The 26,449-nt window shown below is 36.2% G+C and carries 31 protein-coding genes; 19 read left to right on the forward strand and 12 right to left on the reverse strand.

What is annotated here, in order from left to right:
- Positions 1–135 precede the first annotated feature (135 nt).
- Complete coding sequence (locus BLS98_RS07830) at positions 136–984, reverse strand: hydroxymethylglutaryl-CoA lyase (RefSeq protein ID WP_089735243.1); 849 nt, start codon at positions 982–984, stop codon at positions 136–138.
- 189 nt (positions 985–1,173) lie between these two features.
- Here BLS98_RS07830 and pepT point away from each other — a divergent pair, with 189 nt between their 5' ends.
- The 7 genes from pepT (at position 1,174) to BLS98_RS07865 (ending at position 7,507) form a co-directional block, all read left to right on the forward strand.
- Entirely contained in the window at positions 1,174–2,421 is a 1,248-nt protein-coding gene (gene pepT / locus BLS98_RS07835) for a peptidase T (protein WP_089735723.1), read from the forward strand.
- Positions 2,422–2,425: 4 nt separating this feature from the next.
- Positions 2,426–2,992 (forward strand): energy transducer TonB, encoded by a 567-nt coding sequence (locus tag BLS98_RS07840; RefSeq protein WP_089735245.1) that lies wholly within the window; start codon positions 2,426–2,428, stop codon positions 2,990–2,992.
- A gap of 183 nt (positions 2,993–3,175) precedes the next feature.
- A complete protein-coding gene (locus BLS98_RS07845) occupies positions 3,176–4,483 on the forward strand; it encodes a hypothetical protein (protein ID WP_089735247.1) in 1,308 nt (435 codons plus the stop codon).
- A gap of 168 nt (positions 4,484–4,651) precedes the next feature.
- Entirely contained in the window at positions 4,652–4,891 is a 240-nt protein-coding gene (locus tag BLS98_RS07850; protein ID WP_139166088.1) for a hypothetical protein, read from the forward strand.
- A 162-nt stretch (positions 4,892–5,053) separates the two neighbouring features.
- Entirely contained in the window at positions 5,054–5,650 is a 597-nt protein-coding gene (locus tag BLS98_RS07855; protein WP_089735251.1) for a porin family protein, read from the forward strand.
- Positions 5,651–5,730: 80 nt separating this feature from the next.
- Positions 5,731–6,783: a sensor histidine kinase gene (locus BLS98_RS07860; protein WP_089735252.1), complete on the forward strand. Its 1,053-nt coding sequence runs from the start codon at positions 5,731–5,733 to the stop codon at positions 6,781–6,783.
- Positions 6,773–7,507, forward strand: a complete 735-nt coding sequence (locus tag BLS98_RS07865; RefSeq protein WP_089735254.1) for a LytR/AlgR family response regulator transcription factor — start codon at positions 6,773–6,775, stop codon at positions 7,505–7,507. Before BLS98_RS07860 ends, BLS98_RS07865 begins: the two co-directional genes overlap by 11 nt.
- An 85-nt stretch (positions 7,508–7,592) precedes the next feature.
- On the opposite strand, the gene BLS98_RS07870 is transcribed toward BLS98_RS07865, so the two are convergent.
- From BLS98_RS07870 to BLS98_RS07890, 5 genes are all read right to left on the reverse strand, one after another.
- Positions 7,593–8,501: a DUF6268 family outer membrane beta-barrel protein gene (locus BLS98_RS07870; protein ID WP_089735255.1), complete on the reverse strand. Its 909-nt coding sequence runs from the start codon at positions 8,499–8,501 to the stop codon at positions 7,593–7,595.
- A gap of 264 nt (positions 8,502–8,765) precedes the next feature.
- Positions 8,766–9,974 (reverse strand): multidrug effflux MFS transporter, encoded by a 1,209-nt coding sequence (locus BLS98_RS07875; protein ID WP_089735257.1) that lies wholly within the window; start codon positions 9,972–9,974, stop codon positions 8,766–8,768.
- Positions 9,975–10,141: 167 nt separating this feature from the next.
- Positions 10,142–10,963 carry a helix-turn-helix domain-containing protein gene (locus BLS98_RS07880; RefSeq protein ID WP_089735259.1) on the reverse strand — a complete coding sequence of 274 codons (822 nt, stop codon included), beginning with the start codon at positions 10,961–10,963 and terminating at the stop codon, positions 10,142–10,144.
- Positions 10,964–11,053: 90 nt separating this feature from the next.
- The gene (thiL, locus tag BLS98_RS07885; RefSeq protein WP_089735261.1) at positions 11,054–12,115 is read right to left on the reverse strand and encodes a thiamine-phosphate kinase; all 1,062 of its coding nucleotides are present in this window, start codon (positions 12,113–12,115) and stop codon (positions 11,054–11,056) included.
- A gap of 95 nt (positions 12,116–12,210) precedes the next feature.
- A complete protein-coding gene (locus tag BLS98_RS07890) occupies positions 12,211–12,705 on the reverse strand; it encodes an acyl-CoA thioesterase (protein WP_045491999.1) in 495 nt (164 codons plus the stop codon).
- Between the two features lie 114 nt (positions 12,706–12,819).
- Here BLS98_RS07890 and BLS98_RS07895 point away from each other — a divergent pair, with 114 nt between their 5' ends.
- Genes BLS98_RS07895 through BLS98_RS07910 form a run of 4 tightly spaced genes read left to right on the forward strand, consistent with a single transcriptional unit; the run spans position 12,820 to position 16,004 of the window.
- On the forward strand, positions 12,820–14,022 hold the full coding sequence (locus BLS98_RS07895) for a BaiN/RdsA family NAD(P)/FAD-dependent oxidoreductase (RefSeq protein ID WP_089735263.1): 1,203 nt from the start codon (positions 12,820–12,822) through the stop codon (positions 14,020–14,022).
- Between the two features lie 20 nt (positions 14,023–14,042).
- The gene (locus BLS98_RS07900; RefSeq protein ID WP_089735266.1) at positions 14,043–14,450 is read left to right on the forward strand and encodes an energy transducer TonB; all 408 of its coding nucleotides are present in this window, start codon (positions 14,043–14,045) and stop codon (positions 14,448–14,450) included.
- 4 nt (positions 14,451–14,454) lie between these two features.
- Entirely contained in the window at positions 14,455–15,090 is a 636-nt protein-coding gene (locus BLS98_RS07905) for a DUF2306 domain-containing protein (RefSeq protein WP_089735267.1), read from the forward strand.
- On the forward strand, positions 15,087–16,004 hold the full coding sequence (locus BLS98_RS07910) for a YARHG domain-containing protein (protein ID WP_089735269.1): 918 nt from the start codon (positions 15,087–15,089) through the stop codon (positions 16,002–16,004). Before BLS98_RS07905 ends, BLS98_RS07910 begins: the two co-directional genes overlap by 4 nt.
- Positions 16,005–16,018: 14 nt before the next feature.
- Here the strand turns inward: BLS98_RS07910 and BLS98_RS07915 are convergent, their stop codons facing one another.
- The 3 genes from BLS98_RS07915 to BLS98_RS07925 all read right to left on the reverse strand — a co-directional run bounded on the left by BLS98_RS07915 (position 16,019) and on the right by BLS98_RS07925 (position 17,652).
- Entirely contained in the window at positions 16,019–16,420 is a 402-nt protein-coding gene (locus BLS98_RS07915) for a ribosomal maturation YjgA family protein (protein WP_089735271.1), read from the reverse strand.
- Between the two features lie 76 nt (positions 16,421–16,496).
- On the reverse strand, positions 16,497–17,153 hold the full coding sequence (locus tag BLS98_RS07920) for a thioredoxin family protein (RefSeq protein ID WP_089735273.1): 657 nt from the start codon (positions 17,151–17,153) through the stop codon (positions 16,497–16,499).
- 10 nt (positions 17,154–17,163) lie between these two features.
- The gene (locus tag BLS98_RS07925; protein WP_089735274.1) at positions 17,164–17,652 is read right to left on the reverse strand and encodes a TlpA family protein disulfide reductase; all 489 of its coding nucleotides are present in this window, start codon (positions 17,650–17,652) and stop codon (positions 17,164–17,166) included.
- Between the two features lie 138 nt (positions 17,653–17,790).
- Here BLS98_RS07925 and BLS98_RS23240 point away from each other — a divergent pair, with 138 nt between their 5' ends.
- From BLS98_RS23240 to BLS98_RS23250, 3 genes are read left to right on the forward strand one after another with little or no spacing between them, the layout of a single operon-like run.
- The gene (locus tag BLS98_RS23240; protein ID WP_167356185.1) at positions 17,791–17,952 is read left to right on the forward strand and encodes a hypothetical protein; all 162 of its coding nucleotides are present in this window, start codon (positions 17,791–17,793) and stop codon (positions 17,950–17,952) included.
- 51 nt (positions 17,953–18,003) lie between these two features.
- Entirely contained in the window at positions 18,004–18,171 is a 168-nt protein-coding gene (locus BLS98_RS23245) for a hypothetical protein (protein WP_167356186.1), read from the forward strand.
- A gap of 23 nt (positions 18,172–18,194) precedes the next feature.
- Positions 18,195–18,353 (forward strand): hypothetical protein, encoded by a 159-nt coding sequence (locus BLS98_RS23250; RefSeq protein WP_167356187.1) that lies wholly within the window; start codon positions 18,195–18,197, stop codon positions 18,351–18,353.
- 37 nt (positions 18,354–18,390) lie between these two features.
- Here the strand turns inward: BLS98_RS23250 and mutS are convergent, their stop codons facing one another.
- Positions 18,391–20,979: a DNA mismatch repair protein MutS gene (mutS, locus tag BLS98_RS07930; RefSeq protein WP_089735276.1), complete on the reverse strand. Its 2,589-nt coding sequence runs from the start codon at positions 20,977–20,979 to the stop codon at positions 18,391–18,393.
- A 122-nt stretch (positions 20,980–21,101) separates the two neighbouring features.
- Here mutS and BLS98_RS07935 point away from each other — a divergent pair, with 122 nt between their 5' ends.
- The gene (locus BLS98_RS07935; RefSeq protein WP_089735278.1) at positions 21,102–21,632 is read left to right on the forward strand and encodes a GNAT family N-acetyltransferase; all 531 of its coding nucleotides are present in this window, start codon (positions 21,102–21,104) and stop codon (positions 21,630–21,632) included.
- A gap of 148 nt (positions 21,633–21,780) precedes the next feature.
- On the opposite strand, the gene BLS98_RS07940 is transcribed toward BLS98_RS07935, so the two are convergent.
- A complete protein-coding gene (locus BLS98_RS07940) occupies positions 21,781–22,656 on the reverse strand; it encodes a cupin-like domain-containing protein (RefSeq protein ID WP_089735280.1) in 876 nt (291 codons plus the stop codon).
- Positions 22,657–22,791: 135 nt separating this feature from the next.
- Here BLS98_RS07940 and BLS98_RS07945 point away from each other — a divergent pair, with 135 nt between their 5' ends.
- Positions 22,792–23,784 (forward strand): bestrophin family protein, encoded by a 993-nt coding sequence (locus BLS98_RS07945; RefSeq protein WP_228425484.1) that lies wholly within the window; start codon positions 22,792–22,794, stop codon positions 23,782–23,784.
- Positions 23,785–23,796: 12 nt separating this feature from the next.
- Here the strand turns inward: BLS98_RS07945 and BLS98_RS07950 are convergent, their stop codons facing one another.
- Positions 23,797–24,396 (reverse strand): hypothetical protein, encoded by a 600-nt coding sequence (locus BLS98_RS07950; RefSeq protein WP_089735282.1) that lies wholly within the window; start codon positions 24,394–24,396, stop codon positions 23,797–23,799.
- 55 nt (positions 24,397–24,451) lie between these two features.
- Between BLS98_RS07950 and BLS98_RS07955 the strand changes: the two genes are divergently transcribed.
- The 3 genes from BLS98_RS07955 to BLS98_RS07965 all read left to right on the forward strand — a co-directional run bounded on the left by BLS98_RS07955 (position 24,452) and on the right by BLS98_RS07965 (position 26,449).
- A complete protein-coding gene (locus BLS98_RS07955) occupies positions 24,452–25,072 on the forward strand; it encodes a toxin-antitoxin system YwqK family antitoxin (RefSeq protein WP_089735284.1) in 621 nt (206 codons plus the stop codon).
- A gap of 5 nt (positions 25,073–25,077) precedes the next feature.
- Positions 25,078–25,608: an RNA methyltransferase gene (locus BLS98_RS07960; protein WP_089735285.1), complete on the forward strand. Its 531-nt coding sequence runs from the start codon at positions 25,078–25,080 to the stop codon at positions 25,606–25,608.
- Between the two features lie 187 nt (positions 25,609–25,795).
- Positions 25,796–26,449, forward strand: coding sequence for a CBS domain-containing protein (locus BLS98_RS07965; RefSeq protein ID WP_089735288.1), 654 nt, complete (start codon positions 25,796–25,798; stop codon positions 26,447–26,449).

A 26,449-nucleotide genomic window follows, 5' to 3' on the forward strand; every position in this document is an offset into this window, starting at 1 on the left:
ATTGATGGATATAGTAAAGCGGACTTTAGTCCGCTCTTCTTTATATATTTTTGATTTCACACAGATTTTGTAAATCCTAATTTCCAGTTTCTTATCTGCGTAATTTGCTAAATCTGCGAGACATTTTAAATCATTTTAAAAATGAAAAATATCCTTTGCTTTATTGTAAGAGCTTTCAAAGTTTAAAAGATTCAGCTTGTGCTCTGCTTTTTCAACACTCATGAAGTTGATAACCTGTTCTGTAGGCATATTCCCTACCAAATCATCTTTCGCCATAGGACATCCACCAATTCCTTTGATAGCACTATCGAATCTTCTACAACCTTGATCATAAGCTGCTTTCAGTTTTGAATAAGACTCTTCATAACGGTTATGAAAGTGTCCTCCAAAATTAATTTCAGGATATTTTGATGGAATTTTCTCAAATAAAAGCGCAATACTTTCCGGTGTTGCCACTCCTGTTGTATCAGAAAGCAGAATATCTTTCACCCCAATATCTGAGAATCTTTGTGCCCATTGGTCTACATCTTCCCATTTCCACATTTCACCATACGGATTTCCAAAAGCCATAGAAAAATAAATATTCAGCTGCTTCCCTTCACTTTTTACCAGTTCAAGCATTTTAATGATCTCATCAAAAGCTTCTTCCTGGCTTTTATTGGTATTCCTATGCTGAAAGGTTTCAGAAATAGAGAAAGGAAACCCTAAAATATCTACAGCCTGATGTTTTAATGCTTTTTCAGCACCTCTATAATTTCCGATAATAGCAGAAACCTTAGTTTTGGAGCGGGATTTATCGATATTTTCAGCCACCTCATCAGAGTCAGCCATCTGTGGAATTGCTTTTGGAGAAACAAAGCTCAGACAATCCAACACATCAAAGCCAACATCCATTAAGGAGTTGATATAATCTATCTTTTTATCAGTAGGGATAAACTCTCCCCATCCCTGCATTGCATCTCTAGGACATTCGGTAAGAAACATTTTTACTTTTTGATTTTCTCAAATATAATAAAACTAAACTACTTAGTATACTGTACATACAAATCTAACATTATTTTGATTTTCAAAGTTTTATATTCGATTTATAATTTCAATAACTGATATTCAGTCGCAAATAATGTATTCTGAGCATCAAATTTGCTAACTTTGTTAAAATTTATGATAAATCTGATGAGTACAATAGAATTCAATCCTTTATGGAAAGAGAAATTACTGAACCGTTTTCTTAGTTATGTAAAAATATATTCAACAAGTGATGCAGAGAGTGAAGCAACTCCTTCTACTGAACGCCAGTGGGATATTGCCAACTACATTACTGAAGAATTGAAGACTATCGGTTTAGAAAATGTTTCAATTGATGAACACGGTTATATTATGGGCTATGTTCCTTCTAACCTTGAAAATGATGACAGACCAACGATCGGATTCATTTCACATTATGATACATCACCTGATTTTAGCGGAGAGAATGTAAAACCTCAGGTTTGGGAAAATTATGACGGAAGTGATCTTTTGTTGAACCAGGCTACAGGATTCACTTTATCTCCTTCAAGATTTGAAAGCTTAAAAAAATATATCGGGCAAACTTTAATTACTACTGACGGGACTACCCTTCTTGGAGCTGATGATAAAGCGGGTTGTGCAGAAATTGTAACGGCTGCTGAATATCTTATTGCTCACCCTGAAATTAAGCATGGAAGAATTGCGGTAGGGTTTACTCCTGATGAAGAAATCGGAAGAGGTGCACACAAATTTGATGTTGCTAAATTCGGTGCTGAATGGGCCTATACAATGGACGGCGGAGAAGTGGGAGAGCTTGAATATGAGAACTTTAACGCTGCCGGAGCTGTTGTAAAAATCCACGGATTAAGTGTACACCCTGGATATGCTTATGGTAAAATGATTAATGCAGCTTTACTGGCTGCAGAGTTCGCTCAAACCCTGCCTGCTAATGAAACCCCTGCAACCACTAAAGGTTTTGATGGGTTCTATCATTTAATGGACATTACAGCTGATATTTCTGAAGCGAAACTTCAATACATCATCCGTGATCATGATGCTGATAAATTTGAAGCAAGAAAAAAATTCATGGAAGGAAAAGTGGCTGAATTCAACCAAAAACATGGCGCAGGAACCGCTGAAGTGGAAATTAAGGAACAATACAGAAACATGAAGCAGCAGTTTGAAGGCAAAATGCACATCGTAGATCTTGCAGCAAAAGCAATGACAGAAGCTGGTATTGAACCTAAGATCAAAGCGATCAGAGGAGGTACTGATGGTGCTCAACTTTCTTATATGGGACTTCCTTGTCCTAATATCTTCGCTGGAGGAATCAACTTCCACGGACCCTATGAATATGTAGCATTGGAAAGTATGGAGAAAGCTACAGGAGTGATTATTAATATCGTAAAAGCTTAATAAGATGAAAAAACTCTTAGCATTAGCCTTCATCGTATCTTTTGCTTTCGGAAATGCTCAGATCTCTGCATTTCAGAAGGCTGACTCAAAATATGAAAGAAAAAAGGCCGCATTGTACAACAAATACCCTAAGCCTAATGATCTGAGAACTAAGCTAGAGTGGCTTCTTACGGAAGACAAAATAACATCTTATAAAAATGCACTTGAGAAAATTTCTGAAGACGATAAGAAAGTATTAGCCAACGATCCACCCGTTAAGACTAAATTGACGAAAGAAGCGGAATATGAAGCTGGAAAAACGGCTTTTCAAAAGTCATTATATGATGCTGTAGATCTTGTTTTCTTAAACTATGCTTCAGATACTTATAAAGCGACATTAAGCTTTGTAGTAGACTCTAAGGGAAATGCTCTTGATGCTCAGGTGAAAGGAAATAATGAAGATGTAAATGCATTTATTGAGGCTGCTTTTTATCGCATAAAAGATAAAGGAAAATGGAAACCCGCTGAAGTCAACGGAAAACCGGTATCTTCTACAGTTTCCATCCCGTTAGCATTAAGTTTTAAAAAATAATACAAACAACCCGCTGTCATAGCGGGTTTTCTTTTATAGCTCCATTAATATCAAGGATAAGTCAAAAACATACAACATAAACAGTACTGAAAATCACTATGTTAGAAACAATAATTTAACCTAATTGTTTTGTAGGCTTTAAATAATTCACCTAATTTAGATGAAACCTTCAAATTTCTGTTTATGAAAATAAAATCTAACTTATTCAAAATCAGCAGAAAGTTTTATTTCTCTATTCTTTTTGCTATTTTCTGCGTGTTTCTTTTAACGTCTTGTTCTCAGGATGATCCGGCGGATACTCCTGTTGAAAAAACAACAGAATCCACTGCACTGAAAACCTTGGGAAATCTGACTTTACAAAAAAATGTGATGATCCTGAATGATGAATCTGTGAACGCAATTTCTTCCCAGGATGAAAGAACTATTACTTTTAACCGTACGACTCCCCAAACAGACAGTATTTCGACGGGAACTGTTATTGTAGGTACAAAAATAGATGGTGACCAGGTGAATACGATTCTATCAAAAGTAACTTCCGTTTCTAAAATAAATAATGGATTTATTGTACAAACCTCCAGTGCTAAGCTTGAGGAATTTATCTACAGCGGAACTTTAAGCGGAGTCTATGACCCTTCAGATAAATCGCCGGTTAGCATCAATGGAAAAATGGTTAATTATATTCCCGTAGAAGGATTGGTTTCTAAAGAAATCAATAATAAAATCCTTTCTATAGAAGCTAAAAACTTTCAAAATCAAAAAATAGTTGAGTTTAATCGTTTCAATTTTGACAAAACTTTCTCATTTCCATTATCTTCGGCCGGTACATCCAGTGTGAATGTAAAAGGAGGATTTACCCCTAAAATTGATTATCATATTTCCTTTTCATGGGGTCATTTATCTGATTATTACGTAAACTTTATCATGGATGATATCAAACTTCAGAGTACGGCAAGCATTGTAGGAAGTCTTGGATATACGGCAAGCACTACAGATTACCTGAATATTCCAATTGTTCCCATTGTACTTGGACCTACTGGGCTCATTTTAAGCCCTACCGTTTCTGCGGGTCCATTTGTTGGAGTACAGGCAACAGGAAAAGTACAGGGAAAGCTTCTGGACCTTGAAGGAAATGCCAACTTCCTAGTGAGCAAAGCTCCGGCCCTGAATATCAATTTACAGAAGAAATCTGACCCTGCCATCACCGGATTGGAAGGAAATCTGTCTGCAGAGGTAGGCCTGGAAGCAAAAGGAGCTGTAGGGCTCATGTTTGTCACTATACCTATTGCCAATTCAGGATTAAGGGGAAGAGCATCTGCCCTTTCTTCTTTAGGATTAACAGTTATCCCTGAAAGAAAAGGTATTTTTTCTGTAAAAGGCAGAATACAGGCGGATATGTTTTATGGTTTTGGAATTGCTCCATTCAGATATGAGGGTACTATTCCTTTATTAAAAAAAGAATACTTGCTGTATCAAAAGGACTTTATTTTTTAAAGAAAAAATGATAATTGTAAGAAAGCCACTGTATGAGTGGCTTTTTGTACTTAATAAAAACCCACAGACCCTACTCATTTACAATTGTTTAAGACTATTTCGTTATATTTACAAAGGATGCACAATCCTAAACGATAACATTTAATACCAAATTAAACTATGAAACAAATGAAAAAACTTTTGAGAAAGGATCTTTCAACGATTCTTGGTAACGGAATAGACAGCTGCCATATGGGAGGAGATTCTTATAATTGCCAGAACGACTGCCAATGTGCCTGGGGAAAAGCCTGTGAAATGTATGAAGACGGAACCCCGGGACAATGTATTTCTGTTGGCGGAGGCGGTGGAGGTACTGGCGGCGGAGGCGGATGTATTCCCCCGAACGACTGCACAGAACAGCCTTATTAAAATTAAATCAAACAACAATCTATCGGAAGCTATAATGGCTTCCGATTTTTTTTCATTCAAAACAGGATTCTCGTCAAAGGATTTCTGCCATTCATCAAATAAAATTCCCGCTCAGCTTGCAGATCTGTTGTTTTGCATCAAATTTATAACAGTAATCAATTTATGAAACAACAATTTTTAGCATTCTGCTCATTATTACTATGCATCACATGCTCTATGGAGACACAGGCTCAGCAAACGCCATCTTTACACTTTGGAATTAAGGGTGGCGCAAATTTTACAAAAACCTCAACGGAGTCTTCTTCCTTGGAAGGGAAATACGGCTTCGGCTATCAGGCAGGGGTAATGGCAAGACTGGATATCGGAAGCCTGTATGTACAAGGCGAAACATTATTCAACAAAAGAAAAACTTCCTACGAAGCCAATGGAGGAAATGCTGCAAAACTAACATGGAATTCTATTGATATTCCTGTAGTGATAGGATACAAATTCATTAAAACCGATGATTTCAATATAAGAGCATTTGCTGGTGGCGTGTACAGCTATGCTTTTAACAATAAGTTATCGATTTCGGAATCCCTGCAGGAAGGTTTTAATAAGTTTGATAAATCCAATATCGGAATTACCGGAGGAATAGGATTAGATTATAAAAACTTCACGGTAGATCTTAGGTATGAACATGGGTTATCCAACATCAGTAAGGAGTATAAATCGAAACCTCACAGCTTTAGTCTTGGAATCGGTTATTTCTTATTCTAAAAACTTGAATTATCTTTGACTGATTAGAAACTGTAAATCTGCAGTTTCTAATTTTTTGTAAACTCTCTTCAGACCAACCCATGACTAAACCCATTGTTTTCAAAGAATATATTTTCTCTCTCTGTTTCTGGTGTGTTTTTGCTGTTGCCATATGGATCAATTTTCAGGCAAATACGGATCGATTTATTGCTCTGCTTCAAACGATAGCCATTGTAATAAGTTCTTTTATATTCACCTATCATCTAACTTATAACCTTCTTCCCAAAGCCTTAAGGGCAAAAAGGATGAAGGTCTTCCTGATACAGGCAGTAGTGAACATTTTAATTCTGAGCATTGCTTATTCTTTCACATTCACTTATCTTCAGGTGGCCCCTACAGTTAACCTGCCTCCTAATTTCTATGATCATTTACCCATTTTATGGCAGGGCTTTTATATGGCTCTTCCTGCTGCATTTATGATCAGTGTAGCTACATGTGGTATTAAATTCTATCTTGAGCACAAAAAAATAGAACGGGACCATATTCTCCTTCAGCAAGCTCATTTGGAAAATCAACTTAAGCTGCTTCAGGATCAGATTAATCCACATGTGGTATTTAATATTCTGAACCACATTCATATTCTCATGAAAACAGATACAGCACTTGCTGATTTTTTACTAATGAAATTTTCAGATATTTTACGATACCAGCTCTATCATTGCAATCAAAACCTTGTCCCTCTCGACAAAGAAATTGAATATCTCCAAAATCTGGTTGAAGTAGAAAAACTAAGATGGGGAAATGAACTGAATGTAGATGCTAATTTAAAAATCAATAATACAAAGGCTTTCATTGCTCCTCTGCTATTGATTCCTTTTATAGAAAACGCTTTTAAGTATGTCTGCAGACTTCCCGGGCAAACGGGCTATGTGAAAATCTTTTGTAAAGAGGAAAATAATATCCTTTCCTTTTATGTTGAAAATTCATATTCGGAAATGGCTGTTCACAAAAAGAAAGATGGCGGTATTGGTCTGCAAAATGTACAGAAACGTCTGAAATTACAGTATCCTGATGCTTATGATCTTAAAATTGAGTCTGATAATCTTGTCTATAAAGTAACTTTAACCTTAAAACTATCTGAAAATGAGCAATAATATCCCCAAAATGAAATGCCTGATCGTAGATGATGAACCTCTGGCAAGATTCCATCTTAAAGAACTGGCAGATCAGATCGATTTTGTATCTGTAGTTGGAACCTGTGCTACTGCTCTGGAAGCTGATGCCAAGGTAAAGGAAAGCGAAATAGATCTTATCTTTCTTGATATTAATATGCCTTACCTGAATGGTATTGATTTTTTGGAACAACTTGAAAACCCTCCATTATGTATTTTTACAACCGCTTATTCTGAGTATGCGCTGGAAGGATTCCGGCTTCAGGTGGTGGATTATATTGTAAAGCCTATTGCCTTTAACCGCTTTTATCAGGCTGTAAATAAAGCACAGCAACAGTTTATCATCAATGAAAAATTAAAGAAAAACACTCCTTTGGATGATCCTTTTCTGTATGTAAGACAATCCGATACCTTTATCAAGGTTTCCTGGGTGGATATTTTATATATTGAGAGTATGCAGAACTACACCAAGCTGCATTTTAAGGATAAATCGCTGGTTATTCATCAGACAATGAAAGCGATTGAAGAGTCTTTGCCTTCAGAACATTTTTTCAGGATTCATAAATCATTTTTAATCAACATCATTCATATTGATATGATTTCCGGAGGTCGTTTGTTTATCAATAAAACAGAGCTTCCTATTTCCCGTACCCGAAAAGAGGAATTACTTAATCAGGTAGTTTACAAGAAGTTAATTAGTAAATAAAAGAAGGAGGCCAGAAGGTGTTGGGGGAATTATTCAAGTTAAAAAATAGATCAAATAAATACATTCCGGCCTCTTTTCTCATATTTTAAGGTAGATTCCAGCGTAGGGATACAGCCGCATAGAATGTACTGGAAAACTTAGGATCTGCAATTTTTTTCTCTTTAAAAATGCTTTTGATCTTTCGCTCACTTTCCGTGAAGCTTCTCACCAGGGTTGAACCTCCCGTTATTCCTATACTCAACTTATCATTGATCTTGATTTCCGGTTTTAGACCTGCTGTGATCTGCTGATAACCAAACATAATAGATTTCCCGTCCTTGTTCCTTTCTACAGTCATTCCACTAAGATTAACCACAGCTTTTAAAGTAAAAGCATCTGAGACTTGATATCCGGCTTCTGCTCCTTCCGGGAAATTAATTCTGAACTTAACTCTTCCGCTGGTTTTCCAATCGAAATAGATCCATGGCAGAACCATTGGAGCCCCAAACGCAGTGGTAAGCACCGGCCCGACCCCCAAAGCAAGATTAGGATTAAAATGTCTGATAAATACGACTCCACCTTGCCCCAGAACATCATCAAAGCTTACTTTTTCCATATCAGTATATACTCCAACTGAAGCCATCATCATCATACTCCATTTCTTTCCTAAAGGTCTTACATGCTGCAATCCAACCTGAGCGTTCAGCATCTGATCCGGAAATAACGGAGTTTCATAATTCTTGTGCGACATTTTTGCATAGGAGCCACTCAGTAGCATAGACCAAGCCTTTACCTTACCTTCTTTGTCTTTTTTTACAGATAATGGAATACTCAGCGTAAGGTCTACTCTTTTAAAATCACTTTTGGAATTGGTTTTTGTGCTGTCTTCCGGACGGATATAATTGGAGGCCGGAATATACTCTGTTTTAAGTTCAGCAGAGATTCCCGACTGGGCATTTACCCAATATCCTAACGGCAGCAGACAGCAAAAAGCCGTCAAAAGGTTTCTTTTCATATTCTAAATTTTATGCAAAGAGAACCTTTTGACTATTTTTTACAAAAATTACTTGATTAAGTGTCCGAATGGTATGACCAATAGAAATAATGGAAGGATAAAGTTCAACGAGCTGGAAGCCCGAAGAGGGAATCTGGAAGTTACTATTAGCCTTTTGGATTACTTAAAGTTACCATAAATAGAGTACTACAATCCAGAAAAATCAGAAATACCGGATTAGTTTTTCGGCTTTCAATAAATTTACTCTTCTAACTTCTCTACCACTTAAGCAACAGATTCCTGCATTACAGCTTTTTTATCCTTAAAGATCTGATATCCAAACCATACAGCAACTAATGCCATACCTGCGCGGGTTACCACCATCGGTAAAATAGAGTCTGCTTCTAAAAAGCCTAGTAATCCTGATATTAAAAAAGTTACCATTAATTGCATAAATCCTAATAGTGCTGCAGCAGTACCTCTTCCCTCTTTAAAAGGAGATAGAGCATGCGCTGAAGTAAGAGGAAACAGAATTCCAATAGCCAGAAGTGATAGATACAACATCCCTATTTCTAATACCATAGAAAGGTTTTCTGCTGCTATAAAAATGTGAAGAGTACATACTATCAATAACATTAAAGTTGCTGCAAATAAAAGCGTTGAATTACTGATTCTCTTGATTAATCTAGGCGTAAGATAAGCCGCCGTAATTAAAGCTAATGAATTGAATGCAAATATAAAACTGAAAGTCTCACTGGAAAATCCATGAATTTCCATAAATAAGAACGGAGCATTTGAAATGTAAATAATCAAAGAGGCAAATGCAATACTTCCAACCATTGTACTGTTGATGAATTCTTTGTTGGAAATAATCATTTTCAGTTGCTCTTTTAAGCCTTTTTCTTCTGTTGTTACATTATCAGGCTGGCTGATTCTTACGTTTGTTTCCGGAACGTATTTGTATACCATGAAGAATGTAATCAGTCCCATAATACACAAAAAAGCAAATGAACTATTCCAGCCCCAATATTTCAGAAATACGCTTCCCATCAAAGGCGCTACAATAGGCGCAATACCACTGATCTGTGATTGCTGTGCGAAAATGGTTACGGATTTCTGCTTATCATAAAGATCAATAATAATGGCTCTTCCAATCACAATTCCTGCACTTCCTCCAAATGCCTGTAAGAAACGCATCGCCCATAAAACATAAATATCTGAGGTAAAATAGATAGCTGTTGTCCCTATGATAAAAAAGAGCAGCCCGCAATACAGCATCGGTTTACGACCTGTTTTGTCTGATAGAGGTCCCCATAATAATTGTCCGAAAGCAAATCCGGCAAAGAAAACTGAGATAGAGATCTGGATGTGCCCGATATCGGTTTTAAAAATATCGGCCATGCTTGGGAAAGCAGGAAGATAAAGATCTATACTTAGAGATTCCAACGTGTTGAGTAGCGCTAAAATAAACACTACAATACCTAACTTCTTCATAAATTGTAAGCCTTCACAGGCGATTTTTTTCAGTGTGCAAAATTGCCTTAAAAAGCAGCAGATTACAATACAAGAACTGAAGGAAGTATAGGACAAAGTGAAGATTTAAATAAAAAAACAAATAAAAAAAGCCAATTTACATCTACCTTAATTGTAAATATTGAAGATTACCTTTTTTCATTATTCTTAAAATTGTCAGGGTTTTGCCCTGTATGTTTCTTGAAAAACCTTGAAAAATATGAAGCATCGTTAAAACCGAGCTTAAAAGCAATCTCCTTTACCGTAAGAGCACCAAAACTTAGTTCTCTTTTCGCTTCCAGAATTAAACGTTGAGAAATCATTTTCTTTACTGTTGTTCCTCTCAAAAGACGTACAATATCATTAAGATGGTGAGTGCTTATCTTTAATTTTTCAGCGTAGAAGCTTGTTTCTTTCTCTACTATATAATGCTTCTCAATAAGTACCACCAGCTCATGAATACGTTGACGGTCATTCAACAAAGGCTCCTGAGGTTTTATTTGCTCTCCAATGATAATACAAAATGCTTTCAGATATGCCTTTAAGAGTTCAGTTCTTGCTGTTGCTTTATATTCCTGCTCAATCAATGACAGGATGGTACTGCATGTCTTTTCGTTTTTAGGATCTAAAAAAAACGGCAGCTCTCCTCCCGTGAGTACTGATTCTATATCACAGGCTTCGTTGAAAATTTCCCGGCTTATCGCCATTGCATATCCCTCCTCGCCTTCTATTTTCATATTGAAAGCCTGTCCTGGTGCTATAATACAGATTTGATTATTTTCTAGTTTGTAGCTTTCAAAATCCAGTTCAAGACGGCTTTTTTCGTACACTTCTCTGAACCAGATAATTTCAAAAAAATTGTGCCGGTGCACATCATGGAAGTTCTCCGGGCCAGCTGCACTTAATGTGCTCATCTGAAATTTTTCAGAAGTAAGATGGTGAACCGGGATTTCTTTTTCTGGTATATTCATCACTGTATTTTAAAAAAGGTTATCAATAAACAAAAACCACAGCAAAAAAAGTGCTGCGGTTTTCTACAATATTTAAAATTAAATTAAATCTTATCCGTTCTGGCTTCCTAAAAAGGCATCCCATCCCTGAGCAGTAAGAGCCACTAACTGGTTAGAACCTCTTGCTACCATAAAGTTTCCTTCTTCTTTTTCAACCGCATGACCTATAATGGTAAAGTCAGGATGATTTTTAATTTTATCAAAATCATTTGGTGAAATTGTGAACAGCAATTCATAATCTTCACCACCACTTAAGGCTGTCATTACCGGGTTTAGATTCATTTCATCTGCTGTAGAGATGGTAAGGCTGTCCATAGGTACCTTTTCTTCATACAATCTGAATCCTACCTTAGATTGATCGGAAAGGTGAAGAATCTCAGAAGCCAAGCCGTCTGAAATATCAATCATGGAAGTTGGTTTAATATCCAGCTCCTCCAAAATCTTTTTAACGTCTGTTCTTGCTTCAGGTTTCAACTGTCTTTCCAGGATATAATCGTAACCTTCCATTTCCGGCTGCATATTCGGATCCGCAAGATAAACGGCATGCTCTCTTTCAAGAACCTGCAGTCCCATGTATGCACCTCCTAAATCGCCTGTTACTACAAGAAGATCATTTGATTTTGCCCCACTTCTTTTAACAATATTTTCGTCAGTTTCAATTCCTACAGCCGTAATACTCATTACTAATCCTGAGTTGGAACTTGTAGTATCACCACCAATCAAATCTACTTTATATCTTGTACATGCCGCCTGAATTCCCGCATAAATTTCTTCTAAAGCTTCTACCGGAAAACGGTTGGAAACAGCCAAAGAAACTAAAATCTGTGTAGGAATAGCGTTCATAGCAGCAATATCACTTAGGTTTACAACTACCGCTTTATAGCCTAAATGTTTTAACGGAACGTAACCTAAATTAAAGTGTACTCCTTCCGCCAACACATCTGTGGTAAGAACTACTTTTTTATTACCAGGGTTAATTACTGCCGCATCATCTCCTACCCCAAGTTCCGAAGATTCATTGGATAATGGAAAATGCTCAGTCAAATGCTTAATAAGACCGAACTCTCCTAATTTTGAAATGGGCGTCAGCTCCTGTGATTTATCTTCAAACATAAAATTTTATTTATCAATGATAACTGATAAGCGATAATTGATAATCTTACTTTCAGCTCCTCTAGGAACATCATGTATCAATTATCATTCATCATTTATAGATTAATTTCTGCCGGATCAATATTGTGTGGGTGGAAAGGAAGTTTTTTAAAGTCTTCTTTTGATAACACCACTGTTTCCGGGCTTTTGTATTTATTCATAGCTTCCACTACATCATCTGGTGGAGTGGTCATTTTTCTTAGCATCATATCGATCCAAACTCCTGTAGCTTCGGAAGTAGCACAATGCACACCATCCGGAGTATAGAACTTGTGAACGAAACGGTAGATGGAAGAATCATCAGAACATCCGTCTATTTCTACACTTACAATCACAATCTGATCCGCATAGATCTCTTTAAAGAAAGAATATCTTTCGTGCAGAATAACAGGGCCTATTCCCCATCTGCTTAATTGGGTAACCCCCATTTTTTCCTTGGTCATAAAAGCCATTCTGGCTTGCGCACAATATTGTACATATGATGAATTGGCTAAGTGTTTGTTGGCATCAAGATCGCTCCAACGCACTTCAAATTTATGGTAGAAAATCATACTGAAATCGTTTTTGGTATAATTAAAATTATAATCTTCAAAAATACTCAAATAAGATGGTTTATAAAAATTGTACTTTTGAAAAAATAATCTTCAGCATAGGATTACACATACATGAAACAGATCATTATTATCGGAGGCGGTGCTGCAGGCTTTTTCTGCGCATCCAACCTTGACGAAAAGAAATACAAAATTACGATTTTAGAACAGAACTCAGATGTCCTTCAGAAAGTTAAGATTTCCGGAGGTGGACGATGTAATGTTACCCACGCCTGCTTTGATCCAAGAGAGCTGGTACAATTCTATCCCCGTGGAAACAAGGAATTACTGAGTGTCTTTACCAAATTTCAACCGGGAGATACTATGGAATGGTTCGATCAGCGAAATGTTCCATTGAAAGTAGAAAATGACAACAGGACTTTCCCTGAAAGTAATTCTTCACAAACCATCATCAATACTTTTTTGAATGAAGTTCAAAAGAAAAATGTGGTGGTACAAACAAAATGCAGTGTAAAAGAGATTGAAAAACAGGATGAAAAATATCTTGTAAAAACCAATTCCGGAGACTTTGAGGCTGATTATATTGTGTATACTACCGGAAGTTCTCCAAAATCGTTGAAAATTGTTGAAAATCTAGGACATAAGATTATAGACCTTGTTCCTTCTCTTTTTACTTTTAATATTAAAGATGACCTTTTAAAAGATCTTCCGGGAACCAGTTTTGAAAATGCCGGGATTTCAATTCCTAAATTAAAAACTGAGGAAAGCGGACCACTCTTGATTACCCATTGGGGACTTTCCGGACCTGCTGTTCTGAAAATTTCAGCATGGGAAGCCATCAGTCTTGCAAAACTTAAATATAATTTTGAAATTGAAGTGAATTTTATTTCCATAGACATGGAAGATGCAGAAGAAATTTTCAACAACTTCAAACAAAGCAATCCCAAAAAGACCATCGGCCAATCGAAAATCTTTGATATTACGAACAGATTCTGGCAGAAAATTCTGGACATTTCAAAAGTGGATCTCAACAAACAGGTTGCCAATATTTCAGGCAAAGAGATGCAGAAAATCCTGGAAAATCTTTGCAAAAAGAAATTTCAGGTTACAGGAAAATCTACATTTAAAGATGAATTTGTAACAGCAGGAGGTATTGATTTAAAGGAAATTAACTTCAAAAACATGTCCTCAAAAGTTCTTCCTAATTTTTATATTGCCGGAGAGGTCTTAAATATAGATGCAGTAACCGGAGGTTTCAACTTCCAGGCATGCTGGAGTGAAGGCTGGCTGATTGCACAGGATTTGAATAACTTGTAGAATATAAAAAACTATAATCCATGAAAAAATTATCATTATTAGTCTTACTTTTAGGATCCTCCTATGCTTTTTCTCAGATAAAGATAAAAGATCCTCTCCCTACCCACGGTATTTTCCAGGAAAAGAAAGAACGTAAAGCAGCAGAATATCCTGGAGGAATTGGAACGTTAATAAAAGATATTTCCAAAGAAATTAAAACAGGCCGTATAAGAGGAGCGAGAAGTGGACAAATACGGTCCAATGCTAAATTCATAGTAGACCTTGATGGTAAAATAGCAAAGGTGGAAGTAACTGGTGACAATCAAGATCTAAATAGTGAAGTGGAAAGAGTACTGAAATCTATGAAAACCAAATGGATTCCCGGAGAACAAAATGGTACTCCTGTAGAAACATGGTATAGAGTTCCTGTGGTTGTCAACTTTAATTAACAAAATGCTATCAGCCAAAAGAAATATCACATTTTTCAAAATCCTTCTCATTATAGGATTTGTATATTTCTTTTGGCTGATGTTGAAAATAACGCTGGAGTATATTCCCTTAAACCCCAACATCAGTTTCCTGATGATTAAACAGACTGAAGTGGAACACAGGCCGGAATATCTCTACTTTTTCTACACTCATGTGTACACCAGTATTGTTGTCCTTCTTTCAGGGTTTCTAGCCATCATCCGGAAAGACTTCGGGCTGAAAAACTTCCACAGAAATATGGGGAAAGTATATATTTTTCTCATTTTGCTTTTGGCTGCACCATCAGGTCTTTATATGGGATTTTTTGCCAACGGAGGCCTATTTTCAAAGGTTTCATTTGTTATGCTGGGCTTTTTATGGTGGTTTTCCACTTTCAAAGCTTATCAGTTGGCCAGGCAAAAAAGATTTAAAGAGCACAAGCAATGGATGTGGCGGAGTTTTGCTTTTACATTATCAGCCATCACATTGCGAATGTGGAAGGTTATTATTGTATATTTATTCCATCCCAATCCCATGGACGTTTACCAAATCATTGCCTGGCTGGGCTGGATTCCCAACATCCTTATCATTGAATACTTAATGACAAAAAAACTAATATGAAAACTTTACATTACACTTTAATTTCCCTGCTCGCCGTTTCGTTGATAAGCTGCAAGAAAGACGGAAAAACGAATGAATCCAACAAAGATTCCCTAACCGCAAAAAAAGATTCTGTTGTTATTCCTGAAGTTCATAAAGAATATTATGGCGTTTACACAGGTGATTTTGCAGGCATGGAAAAAATAGTTGATGATGTAGATGGCTCTGAATATGATGAGAATGTCTACAAAAAAATCTCTATCAAGATCAACAGAATTACCAAAGACAGTGTTTATGGCCAAAGCATTGTAAACGGAAATCAGCGTCCCGTAAAAGGAATTTTTAATGAGGCTTCCAAATCTTTTATTCTGGATGAACCAGGAAACGATAAAACAGATGGCAGATTTGAAGTAAAACTGAACGGAGACAGCTTAACCGGAAAATGGAATGCCTTTAATAAAAAAGCAGTAAAAGCCCCTCTGAAATCTCTTAAACTCATCAAAAAAGACTTTGTCTATAACCCTAACTTTATGCTTGATCCGGATTCCAATCTGGTAGACTGGAACAATCCTAAAGATTTTGTTGAGAAGTATACGGATGACGATGGAAAAACGGAAAGCTACACTACATCCAAAAACCGGGTGGCTTCTGATGCCATCTTTAAACTGAATGCTTCTAAGCAAAAGCTCAACGAAAAAGACCTTAAGAATTTAAGAAAACTGGATATGGAAATTATCAAAAACTCAGTATTTGCAAGACATGGCTATTCCTTTAAAAAAGAAACGTACAGAGACTTTTTCGAGCAGACAAATTGGTATATTCCGGTTTCCAATAATGTAGATAATGATCTTTCTCCTATGGAAAAAGATAATGTAGCCCTACTGAACCGATTCATTAAATATGCTGAAGATAAGTATGACAGCTTTGGAAGATAGATTAATAGCAGGTACTAGAGATCGGGTGTTGAAGTTAAGTTCTGACCTTTTGTCATTGTAACGAAAAGATAGAGTAACAGACAACCTACGGCATAACACAGAATATCAATCCACGAGAAAGAGTTTCCAATCACAATATACATCAGGCTTCCAGGACGGAAGCCTAGTTTTTCTGCAATATTGAAATACTGGGCAACTTCTATAAAGCAGGAAAATATTAAAATTCCAAGAATCAATTTTTCATTGTTTACCCTGAAGAAGCTCTTTACTAAAGTATAGAGCAGTATGACAACAATAACATCTCCAAGATAAGCTCTTACAAAAAAAATATCCTTCAATTTCGTCGCAATAAGTACCTCAATAAGAAAAATAAAAATGGAGATGAGAAGATATTTCAGGCTAAATTGGAATTTCATGTTGATGTTGTATTAAAAGTTTGAGCATAAAAAATCGGCATTCAAAAGAACCCCGATTTTTATTCTGACAAATATATTATTTCTTTACTTTGATTGTACACCCAATCGCTACAGTTTTTGTCATTTTCACCGGTTCTCCCTTTATCAAAGCATTTACGGCATCCTGAGCATAGTATTCTGACACATCGGTTGGGTTATCGTAATTGTTATCAATAGCTCCAATATATTTTACAATGTTCTTACTGTTTTCCTTTTGCAATATAAAAACATGGGGTGTTTTTGTGGCTCCGTACTGCGGATAGATCTTCTGTCCTTCATCCATTAAATACGGAAAAGTAAAACCTTTCTGTTTTGCTCTCTCTATCATTTGTTTATATCCATCCTCCGGTTGCACAGTCGGATCATTCGGATTAATGGCTATTACCGGATATCCCTGAGCTTTGTACTTTTTATCCAACTCAATGATTCTGTCTTCATATTTCTTGGCATACGGACAATGGTTACAGGTGAAGATCACGATGAACCCTTTAGCTGTTTTAAAATCACTCAGGGAAACCATCTTCCCATCAATATTTTTAAGTTTAAAATCTGCAGCCTCATCTCCTACTTCATAACCCTTTACCACTGAAACAGTTTCTTTTTGAGGTTCATTTTTATCGTGATTCGTTGTTGTAAAACTTAACAATCCCAGCCCAGCAATGAAAGCTGCTATTAATGTTTTCATATTTTTCATACTCAATTATTTATTGTAGATTTTCAGTAATTGTCTTTTCTAAATCTTCCTTGCTCATTTCTCCATCATTGAAATATACTTTCTCTCCGTTTTTATAAAAAATAGTTACCGGAATATTTCCTTCCCATTCTTTTTCAAATCTTGGAATCCAGGTATTCATGCGTTTAATATCGTCTAAAAGTACAACTTCAGCAGTCAGATTTTTATTTTTAATGAATTTTAAAACCCTTTCTTTATCCACCAACCTATCTAATGAAACCAAAATCATCTTAAATTTAGAATTATTTGAGTTTTGATTATTGACTTCCATAAAGTGAGGAAGTTCCTTCACACAAGGTGCACAAGTAGTGGCCCAAAAATTCACAACCAGAACCTTATCTTTCTCCGATTGGATTTTCTTTTCCAGGTCTTCATATTTCAGAACAGAGACTTCCATCTGCTGCGCTTTACAAATCGTACAGAACAAAAAGACAGCAAGGATTTTTAGTAAATTCTTCATATTCAAATGTAATAAATAATTGCAAATCAGAAATCTTAAGACTCTATTTTTTATGATCTTACGTAAATGAATTTTTTCACAATCCGTAGAGTTATTTAGATAATTTTGTATATTTGAATACAACCAAACTAAATTATTATGAAAAAATCAAACATTCAGAAAAAGAAACTTACCAAGAAAGAAATGAAATTCATTAATGGAGCAGGCCCAATCTGCCCACGGGTAATTAATTGTACAGACCGAAATACCGGAGAAGAACGATATGGTGTTTATGGAATTCAGGATGGACCTTGCTGTTAATACTTTTCAGAAACCTCAACCAAATAATCAAATCCAACTAAAATTGTTCTTATGAAAACAACATTAAAACTTCAGAAAAGGAAGCTTAAAAAAAGTGAGTTAAAAAAAATTACAGGTAACGGAAGTGATACTTGCTACGACGGATTCTGCCGTATGGGAATAGATGAACCATGGCAACTTGGAGCTGGAGACCAAAACGGATTCTGTTGCCAACTATAGTCAAACTAAACAAATTAAAAGATATGAAAAAATCAGTCATTCAAAAAAATAAGCTTACGAAAACTGAGCTTAAGGAAATCAACGGTGGTGCAGTTAACTGCGCAGAAGGAACTTGTAAACTCAGAGGAGTAAGCCATTTCCTTATCATCGGTCCTAGAGGCAAAGACGGATACTGCTGTTAATCATTCTTCTAATCGTATAAAAAGAAAAATGATTGGATTATCCTCCAATCATTTTTTTTATGGCATTGAGCTTCATTAAAGCTTCAATGGGTGTTAAAGTATTGATATCTATTTTGGTAAGCTCTTCCCTGATATTCTCCAACACCGGATCATCCAGCTGGAAGAAGGAAAGTTGCATGTTTTCTTCGGTTACCCTTTTGATATTCTCTGAAGCTCCTCCTTCCTGACTTCTGCTCGCCTCAAGGGTTTTTAGGATTTCATTTGCTCTGTTCACCACTTTGGCAGGCATTCCTGCTAATTTGGCAACATGAATACCGAAACTATGTTCACTGCCACCGGGAACCAATTTTCTCATGAAAATAATATTCCCTTTATTTTCCTGAATGGAAACGTGGAAATTTTTCACTCTTTCAAAATTCACGGTCATCTCATTCAACTCATGGTAATGCGTAGCAAATAAAGTCTTCGCCTGTGTAACATGTTGGTGAAGATATTCTGCAATAGCCCATGCAATGGAAACCCCATCATACGTAGAGGTTCCACGGCCAATTTCATCCAAAAGAATAAGGCTTCGTTCTGAAATATTATTCAGGATATTGGCAGCTTCATTCATTTCTACCATGAAAGTAGATTCTCCTGCAGAAATATTATCCGTTGCTCCTACCCTTGTAAAGATTTTGTCCAGCAGTCCGATTTCAGCATGTTTAGCAGGTACAAAACTTCCAATCTGAGCCAAAAGACATACAATAGCCGTCTGACGCAAAATTGCTGATTTACCGGCCATGTTAGGCCCTGTTACCATGATGATCTGTTGGGAATCTTTATCCAGGAAGATATCATTCGGAATATATTTTTCTCCTAACGGAAGAGCGTTTTCAATGATTGGATGCCTTGCTTCTTTCAGATCAATAGCATAACCGTCATTCAGAATAGGTTTTGTATAGCTTTCTGAAACAGCCAGTTCAGATAATCCTGCAGCAACATCAATCTGCGCAATAATATTAGAGTTCCCCTGAATCTGATCGATATACACCATAGTTTCAGCACATACATTTCTGTACAGCTGAGTTTCCAGAACACTAATCTTTTCTTCAGCACCCAGAATCTGGCTTTCATATTCCTTTAGCTCTTCTGTGATATATCGCTCGGCATTCACAAGGGTCTGTTTTCTCAACCAGTCATTCGGAACTTTATCTTTATGGGTATTTCGAACTTCAATATAGTATCCGAAAACGTTATTAAAATCAATTTTAAGGCTTGTAATACCTGTTCTTTCAATTTCTCTCTGGCACATTTCATCCAGGAATCCTCGCCCTTTGCTCTGAAGATTTCTCAATCTGTCCAATTCCTCAGAAACTCCATTCTGAATAACATTTCCTTTGGCAATACTTACCGGAAGCTCTTCATTCAGATGATTTTGCAGATATTTAATCAGTTCTTCAAGATCAAATAAAGGTTCTAACCAAGCCAGCACGTCTGCATGTGGGTGCAATAACGCTTTGATTGTATGAATATTAATCAAACTCTGACGCAGATAACCCAGCTCTTTAGGAGATATTTTCTCTGCAGCCAGTTTTCCCATCAGTCGGTCAAGATCGGAAATTGATTTTAGCAGTTGTCCTATTTCATATTTAAGATGATCGTTTTCGTTTAAGAAATCAATAAGAGAAAGCCTTCTGGAAATTTCATCTACCGATTTTAAAGGAAGAATAATCCTTCTTCTCAGCAATCTCCCACCCATTGGAGTTGAAGTTTTATCAATAATATCCAGCAATGATTTCCCTTGTGGGTTACTTGGATAAACAATTTCCAGATTTCTTAAGGTAAAATTATCCATCATCAGATAATCTTCCTGTGGAATAATCTGAAGTTTGGTAATATGAGAAAGCAGGTTATGGTGTGTATCTTCTACCAGATAGGCAAAAATAGCTCCGGCTGCTGTAATAGCTAATGGAAGAGTCTCCACTCCAAACCCTTTTAAGGAATTGGTTTTAAAATGATTGGTTAATTTTTCGTAGGCAAAATTATATTGAAAAGCCCAGTCTTCCAGTTTAAAAGCATTCTTATTTTTAATCTGCTCCGGAAGCTGTACACTTCTCTGGAAAATAATTTCACTCGGATCGAAGGTATTGACAATATGGAGCAGCTTTTCAAGGTTACCCTCGCTTACCAAAAACTCGCCGGTAGAAATATCTACTAAAGCAATTCCATATTTCTCCTTTTCCTTATGAAGAGAAAGCAGAAAGTTATTTTTCTTGGAATTTAAAACCTGATCATTGAAGGTTACTCCAGGCGTTACCAGTTCCGTAACTCCTCTTTTTACAATTCCTTTCACCATTTTAGGATCTTCCAGCTGGTCACAAATAGCAACTCTCATTCCGGCTCTTACCAATTTTGGAAGGTAAGAGTCTATTGAATGATGTGGAAAACCTGCCAGCTCTACACTTCCTTCTCCGTTATTCCTTTTTGTAAGAACAATACCCAGTATCTGTGAGGTCTTCACGGCATCCTGCCCAAAAGTTTCATAAAAGTCCCCTACTCTGAAAAGTAAAAGCGCATCAGGGTATTTTCCCTTGATGGTATTATATTGAGTCATTAGCGGGGTTTCCTTCTTCGATTTTGCCATAGTAAAAAATGAGCCCCAAATTTAAAAAAATAAATCCAGGGTTGCAGAATTGTTTCATGGTTATGCCTGAATAACTTTTCTCTATCAGGAATTAATCGTATTTTCACCATAAAATCACCTTCATGAAATTTCCTATTTTAGAAACTGAAAGGCTTATTCTGCGCCAACTTACCCTTGATGACACCCAAGATTTGTTTGAATATTTCTCTCTGGAAGAAGTGATGGAATATTATGATCTTGAAACCTTCAAATCTCTTGAAGATGCACAGCAAATTATTCAGCATTTCAATAGTGAATTTGAGAAAGGAAAAGGCTTCCGCTGGGCTTTGCAACTGAAATCTGATGGAAAAGTGATTGGTACCTGTGGTTATCATAACTGGTACAAAGAACATTTCAAAGCTGAAATTGGATATGAACTTAATCCTCTTTTCTGGAGACAGGCTTATATGAAAGAAGCCATTCTTCCTATTCTTACTTTCGGTTTTGAAAGCATGAGACTACATCGTGTGGATGCCTTTATTGATCCAGCCAACACTTCCTCCGAAAAACTTCTGACTTCTATAAATTTTCAGGAAGAAGGAACGCTTAGAGACTATTTTTTTGAAAAAGGAAAATTTGTGGATGCCAAAATCTTCGGACTGATTAATAGATAGAATGCTTTTTAAGGCTGGAATAATGAAGCTGGAAGTTTCTATTAGTCTGTGAACTTCTATGCATCATTCTATAAAATAGTTTTAATGGAAAACTTAAACTGACTTTTCGGCAAAAATAACTTCCATCTTCCCGCCTCCATCTTCCATCTTATCTTTTTCCTAAATGTTTCTCCAAAGCCTCTGAACTTTTCTTGTACGCCCATTTTTGTTTATAGTTTATCCATTTAGCTTTAAACAGCTTACGCATAATCTTATCTGTATACCTCATAATAAAGACATGATACAGCATATTGGCAAAAACATTCGGTTTATTGGGAAGAGCTCTTAACGATAATGAAAACCCGGGCTCAAGGTACCTGTTAAAGTGCCAGAATGCTCCCGGAATAAAAAGAGCATCACCATGTTCCATAAAGATTTCATATCCTTTTGCATACTTCAGAGCCGGAAATTTTTCGTAATCAGGATTCTCATAATCTACCTCGTAGATGGTATGAACGGACAATGGAACTTTATATAAAAACGGAGACTGTTTCTGATCGAATAACAGAATTCTTTTTTTCCCCTCGAAATGGATATGCATAAAATCACCCAAATCTACATCATAATGCATTAATACATGGGCTTCACTTCCCCCAAAGAATAAAGTGGGGAGCCTTTTGAAAAACTTAATTCCCAAATCAGGATACGTGAAGTTTTTAAGCAGCTCCGGAAGCCTGTCTGTAATAATATAGAAGAAAATCCTAAGATCTGAAGGTTTACTTTTTATCGTATCAATATAATCCTTCATCTTCATATTGGCTACCGGAGCATCAGAGCTTTTAGCTGCATCAGCTGGTTTATTATCATACAAAGGAACTTCTTGATCCCCTGCTTTTTCACGGATATAGCCAAGATTCCATTTGTCAAAAGCATCCCAACGGCTCGCAAAATTCTTAATTAAAAGAGGCTTTTGCTTTTTGAAATAATTCTTCTGAAAATCTTCTTTACTGATATCATTGACTACATCTACGTTTTCGAGGATCATGTATTTTGTATTTAATGCGAAATAAAAATAGTGTTTTTTTGAACACTGCGAAAATTAAGATGAATGAGAGGGAAGCTAGAAGAAGGAAGCTGGAAGTTACTATTTGTCTGTAAGCTTCTATATGTCATTCCATAAATGATTTTTCTGGAAAGGCTAAATCTACTCTTCGGTTTCAATACCTTCCCTATTCCAGCTTCAGACTTCCTACTTTATTCTGAAAAAATTATATTTGTGGTATTAAGCGAATTTATGAGAGCCTACAACACGAAACATTTCATTAAAATCCTTTTCAGCTTGCATAAAAGTGATACCCTGAAGATCCTTTTCCCAAGCATGATTCTGGTAGGACTATATTCCTGGGGAATCCAGTACCTGGAGGTGGGATATTTTCATCTTACTACAAAATCGGGAATCAGTAATGTAGGGATGATTCATTCCCTTTTGGGGTTTGTACTCTCTCTTTTATTGGTTTTCAGAACCAATACAGCGTATGACAGATGGTGGGAAGGAAGAAAATTATGGGGAAAACTCGTGAATGATACCCGAAACTTCGCCATAAAGATCAATACCATCCTTGGAGATAACCGTCAGGACGCTGAACAGATTTCAAGATATTTAAAATATTTTCCTCACTTTTTAGCCAAACATCTTTCTAAGGAATCGACCCGACTGGCTTTAGATGAAGACTACTCAGAAATTGAAAAATCATTGAAAAATCACGGTCCGAGTGAAATTATCATCCTTTTAAGCCATAAACTGAATCAGCTCAAAAAAGAAGGCAAGATTTCAGAGATTGAAATGCTGTATTTAGACACTCAGCTTTCAGGGTTTCTGGAGGTATGCGGTGGATGTGAACGAATTAAGAATACACCTATTCCCTATTCTTATTCGTCATTTATTAAGAAGTTCATCATTCTTTATGTATTCGCTCTTCCTATTGCTTACGTTATTACCATTGGCCTTTTCATGATCCCGCTTACGGTATTTGTGTATTATGTACTGATGAGTCTGGAACTAATTGCAGAAGAGATTGAAGATCCTTTCAACAATGACGAGAATGATATTCCAATGGAAACCATAGCTCAGAATATTGAGAAGAATGTTCATCAGATTATGAACAAAAAATAAGAAATCAACCTTTTAAAGGTTGATTTCTTTTAATTCTCCATCCTGTTTGATCTCTACAAACTTACTTTCTCTATTGCCGGCATCATAGCCATAGAAAAAGGTTGAATAAATTGGTGAAGAATACAGATATCCTCCCAATCCATTATAAGTATCTGTTGTTCCGGTCTGTTGCTGATAGCTTCCTGTTGCCGTAAAATTCACGATAGTTTCAAGATAATATTTTCCAGGTTTCAGTTTTTCAAATTTAAATCTCCCGTGGTCATCTGTTAAAGCTTCTACTCTATACTTAAAAGCTTCTTCAGACATATAAACTGTTGTCTTTTTGTTTTCATACTTCTTCCTCATATTATAAAACTCTTCAAAATAAGGAGTCACCGGAAAAAGCATGATCACCGTTCCTTTCGGAGCATAATGTTTCTGTCCAAGCAGAGGTTTAATTCCCCAATTATTTTTTTGTTTGGTAGAGGCTACTCCCTCAATGGTTGAATTTCCGAAGGCAAGCATATCCCGAGCCATTTTTTTATCAAAGAAAGCTTGCGGATAGTAGGTGTTCTGTGCCTGTGTATGCCAAAAAGAAAACATCAGTATAAATAAAGTAAATAATTTTTTCATAGTATATTTTTGAATCAAATATAAGTATTTTACTATTTTTGAAATAAAAATAGCTATGAAATACATTTTTCTATTGTTTTTTTCTTTTTCCACCATGGGTCTTGCACAGAAACCTTGTGGATATAAAGACGGATTGCAGGAAGGAAACTGCAAGGAGTTCTATGACAACGGACAGGTAAAAAATATGGTTGAATGGAAGAAAGGGAAAAAAGAAGGGGATGCTATTTTTTATCATGATAATGGAAAAGTAAATGCAAAAGGTGAGTTCAAGAAAGATTTCAAAGTAAAAGAATGGATTTACTATGATAAAAATGGCGCTCTTACCGCTAAAGAACTCTATAGAAACGGTGATAAAAATGTTTATGACAACAGCTTTACAGCCACTTTTTATTCTCCAAAAGGAGTTGCCGAAGAAGTTTCCAACTACAAATTTGCAAAACTGCATGGAGAAACCAAACTCTTTCATGAAGATGGAAAATCAGTAAAGCAGACCGGAACTTATGATAATGGACTTGCCACCGGAAAATGGAAAGCATTTTATCCCTCAGGCAAAGTACAACGTGAAACGGAATTCGTTAATGATAAGTGGAATGGCAACAGAATTCATTACCGTGAAGACGGAAGCATTGAAAAAACAGAGGTCTATAAAGACGGAAAATTAATCTCAACAAAATAATACAATTGGTACAGAAACTAAAACTGGAGGAACTAAACAGAATAGATGTAGAAACATTTAAGAACGTTGAAAAAATTCCGTTGGTCATCATTTTAGATAATATCAGAAGCATGCACAATGTAGGTGCAGCCTTCAGAACGGCAGATGCCTTTTTAATTGAAAAAATAATCCTTTGCGGAATTACTCCGCAACCGCCTCACCGTGAGATTCACAAAGCAGCATTAGGAGCTACAGAAAGTGTAGACTGGTCTCATGAAGAAGACACCAACAACGCTATTTCAGACTTGAAAAGCAAAGGATACGAAATCATAGGAATTGAACAAACCACCGGTAGTCAAATGATTACAGATTTCACGATTGATAAGTCTAAAAAATATGCTTTAATTTTAGGAAATGAAGTGGAAGGAATCAGTGATGAGGTACTGCCTAATGTGGATGTATTCTTAGAGATTCCGCAACTTGGAACCAAGCATTCTCTTAATGTAAGTGTATGTGGTGGAATTGTGATGTGGGAGTTTGCAAAGGCCCTAAAATAAAAAAACTGCATATGTCATTAGTAGACAGTGCAGTTTGAAATAAATCTAATAAAAAGTAAAAATGAAAGGCGACAAAGGTACTTTTTTTTTCCTTACAAACAAATTTTAACGGCATTTTTTTTGTTTCAACTTAAAAAAAGTCGGGTTTTCAGAAAAAGTTTCGTTTAATTTTTTATAAATTAGCACAATGTTTATCAAGGACTATATCTCAAAAGATTTCCCATGTTTTAACCTGTCGGACTCTATAGAATCGGCAAGAAAGACATTGGAGGACTTCGGATATTCACATGTTTTCATCAAAAAATCCCACCACTTTTACGGAGCCCTTGCTAAGGACTTTTTATACGAGGAAGATGGTGGAACTTTGAAGGAGCTTGAGCATCAGATCGAACGATTTGCCATCCTGGATGATAATAATATCATGGATAGTATCCGCCTGTTTTATACATTTAATTCTAATGTAATCCCAGTGATTAATAAGAATGAAAAGTATTTAGGCTATATTACCTGTGATGATATTTTTCAGGACCTTTCCCGTTATCCATTATTTTCAGAATCAGGGGCTATTCTTACTGTAGAAACTCCTGCCAGAAAATATTCAATGACGGAAATTGCCAATATTGTGGAGAGCAATAACTCGAAATTTTATGGAGGGTTCATTAGTTTTATGTCTGATGAGGTAGTTCATATTACCATCAAGATCAGCAATGAAAACCTGGCCTCGATAGACTCAACTTTTGACCGGTACGACTACAGAATTGTTGAAAAATACTATTCTGATGAGAAATCCGATCTGTTTAAAGACCGATTCGGTTTTTTCCAAAAATTTATAGAAATATAA

It is taken from the genome of Chryseobacterium jejuense (genome assembly GCF_900100075.1).
GTDB classification, from domain to species: Bacteria; Bacteroidota; Bacteroidia; order Flavobacteriales; family Weeksellaceae; genus Chryseobacterium; species Chryseobacterium jejuense.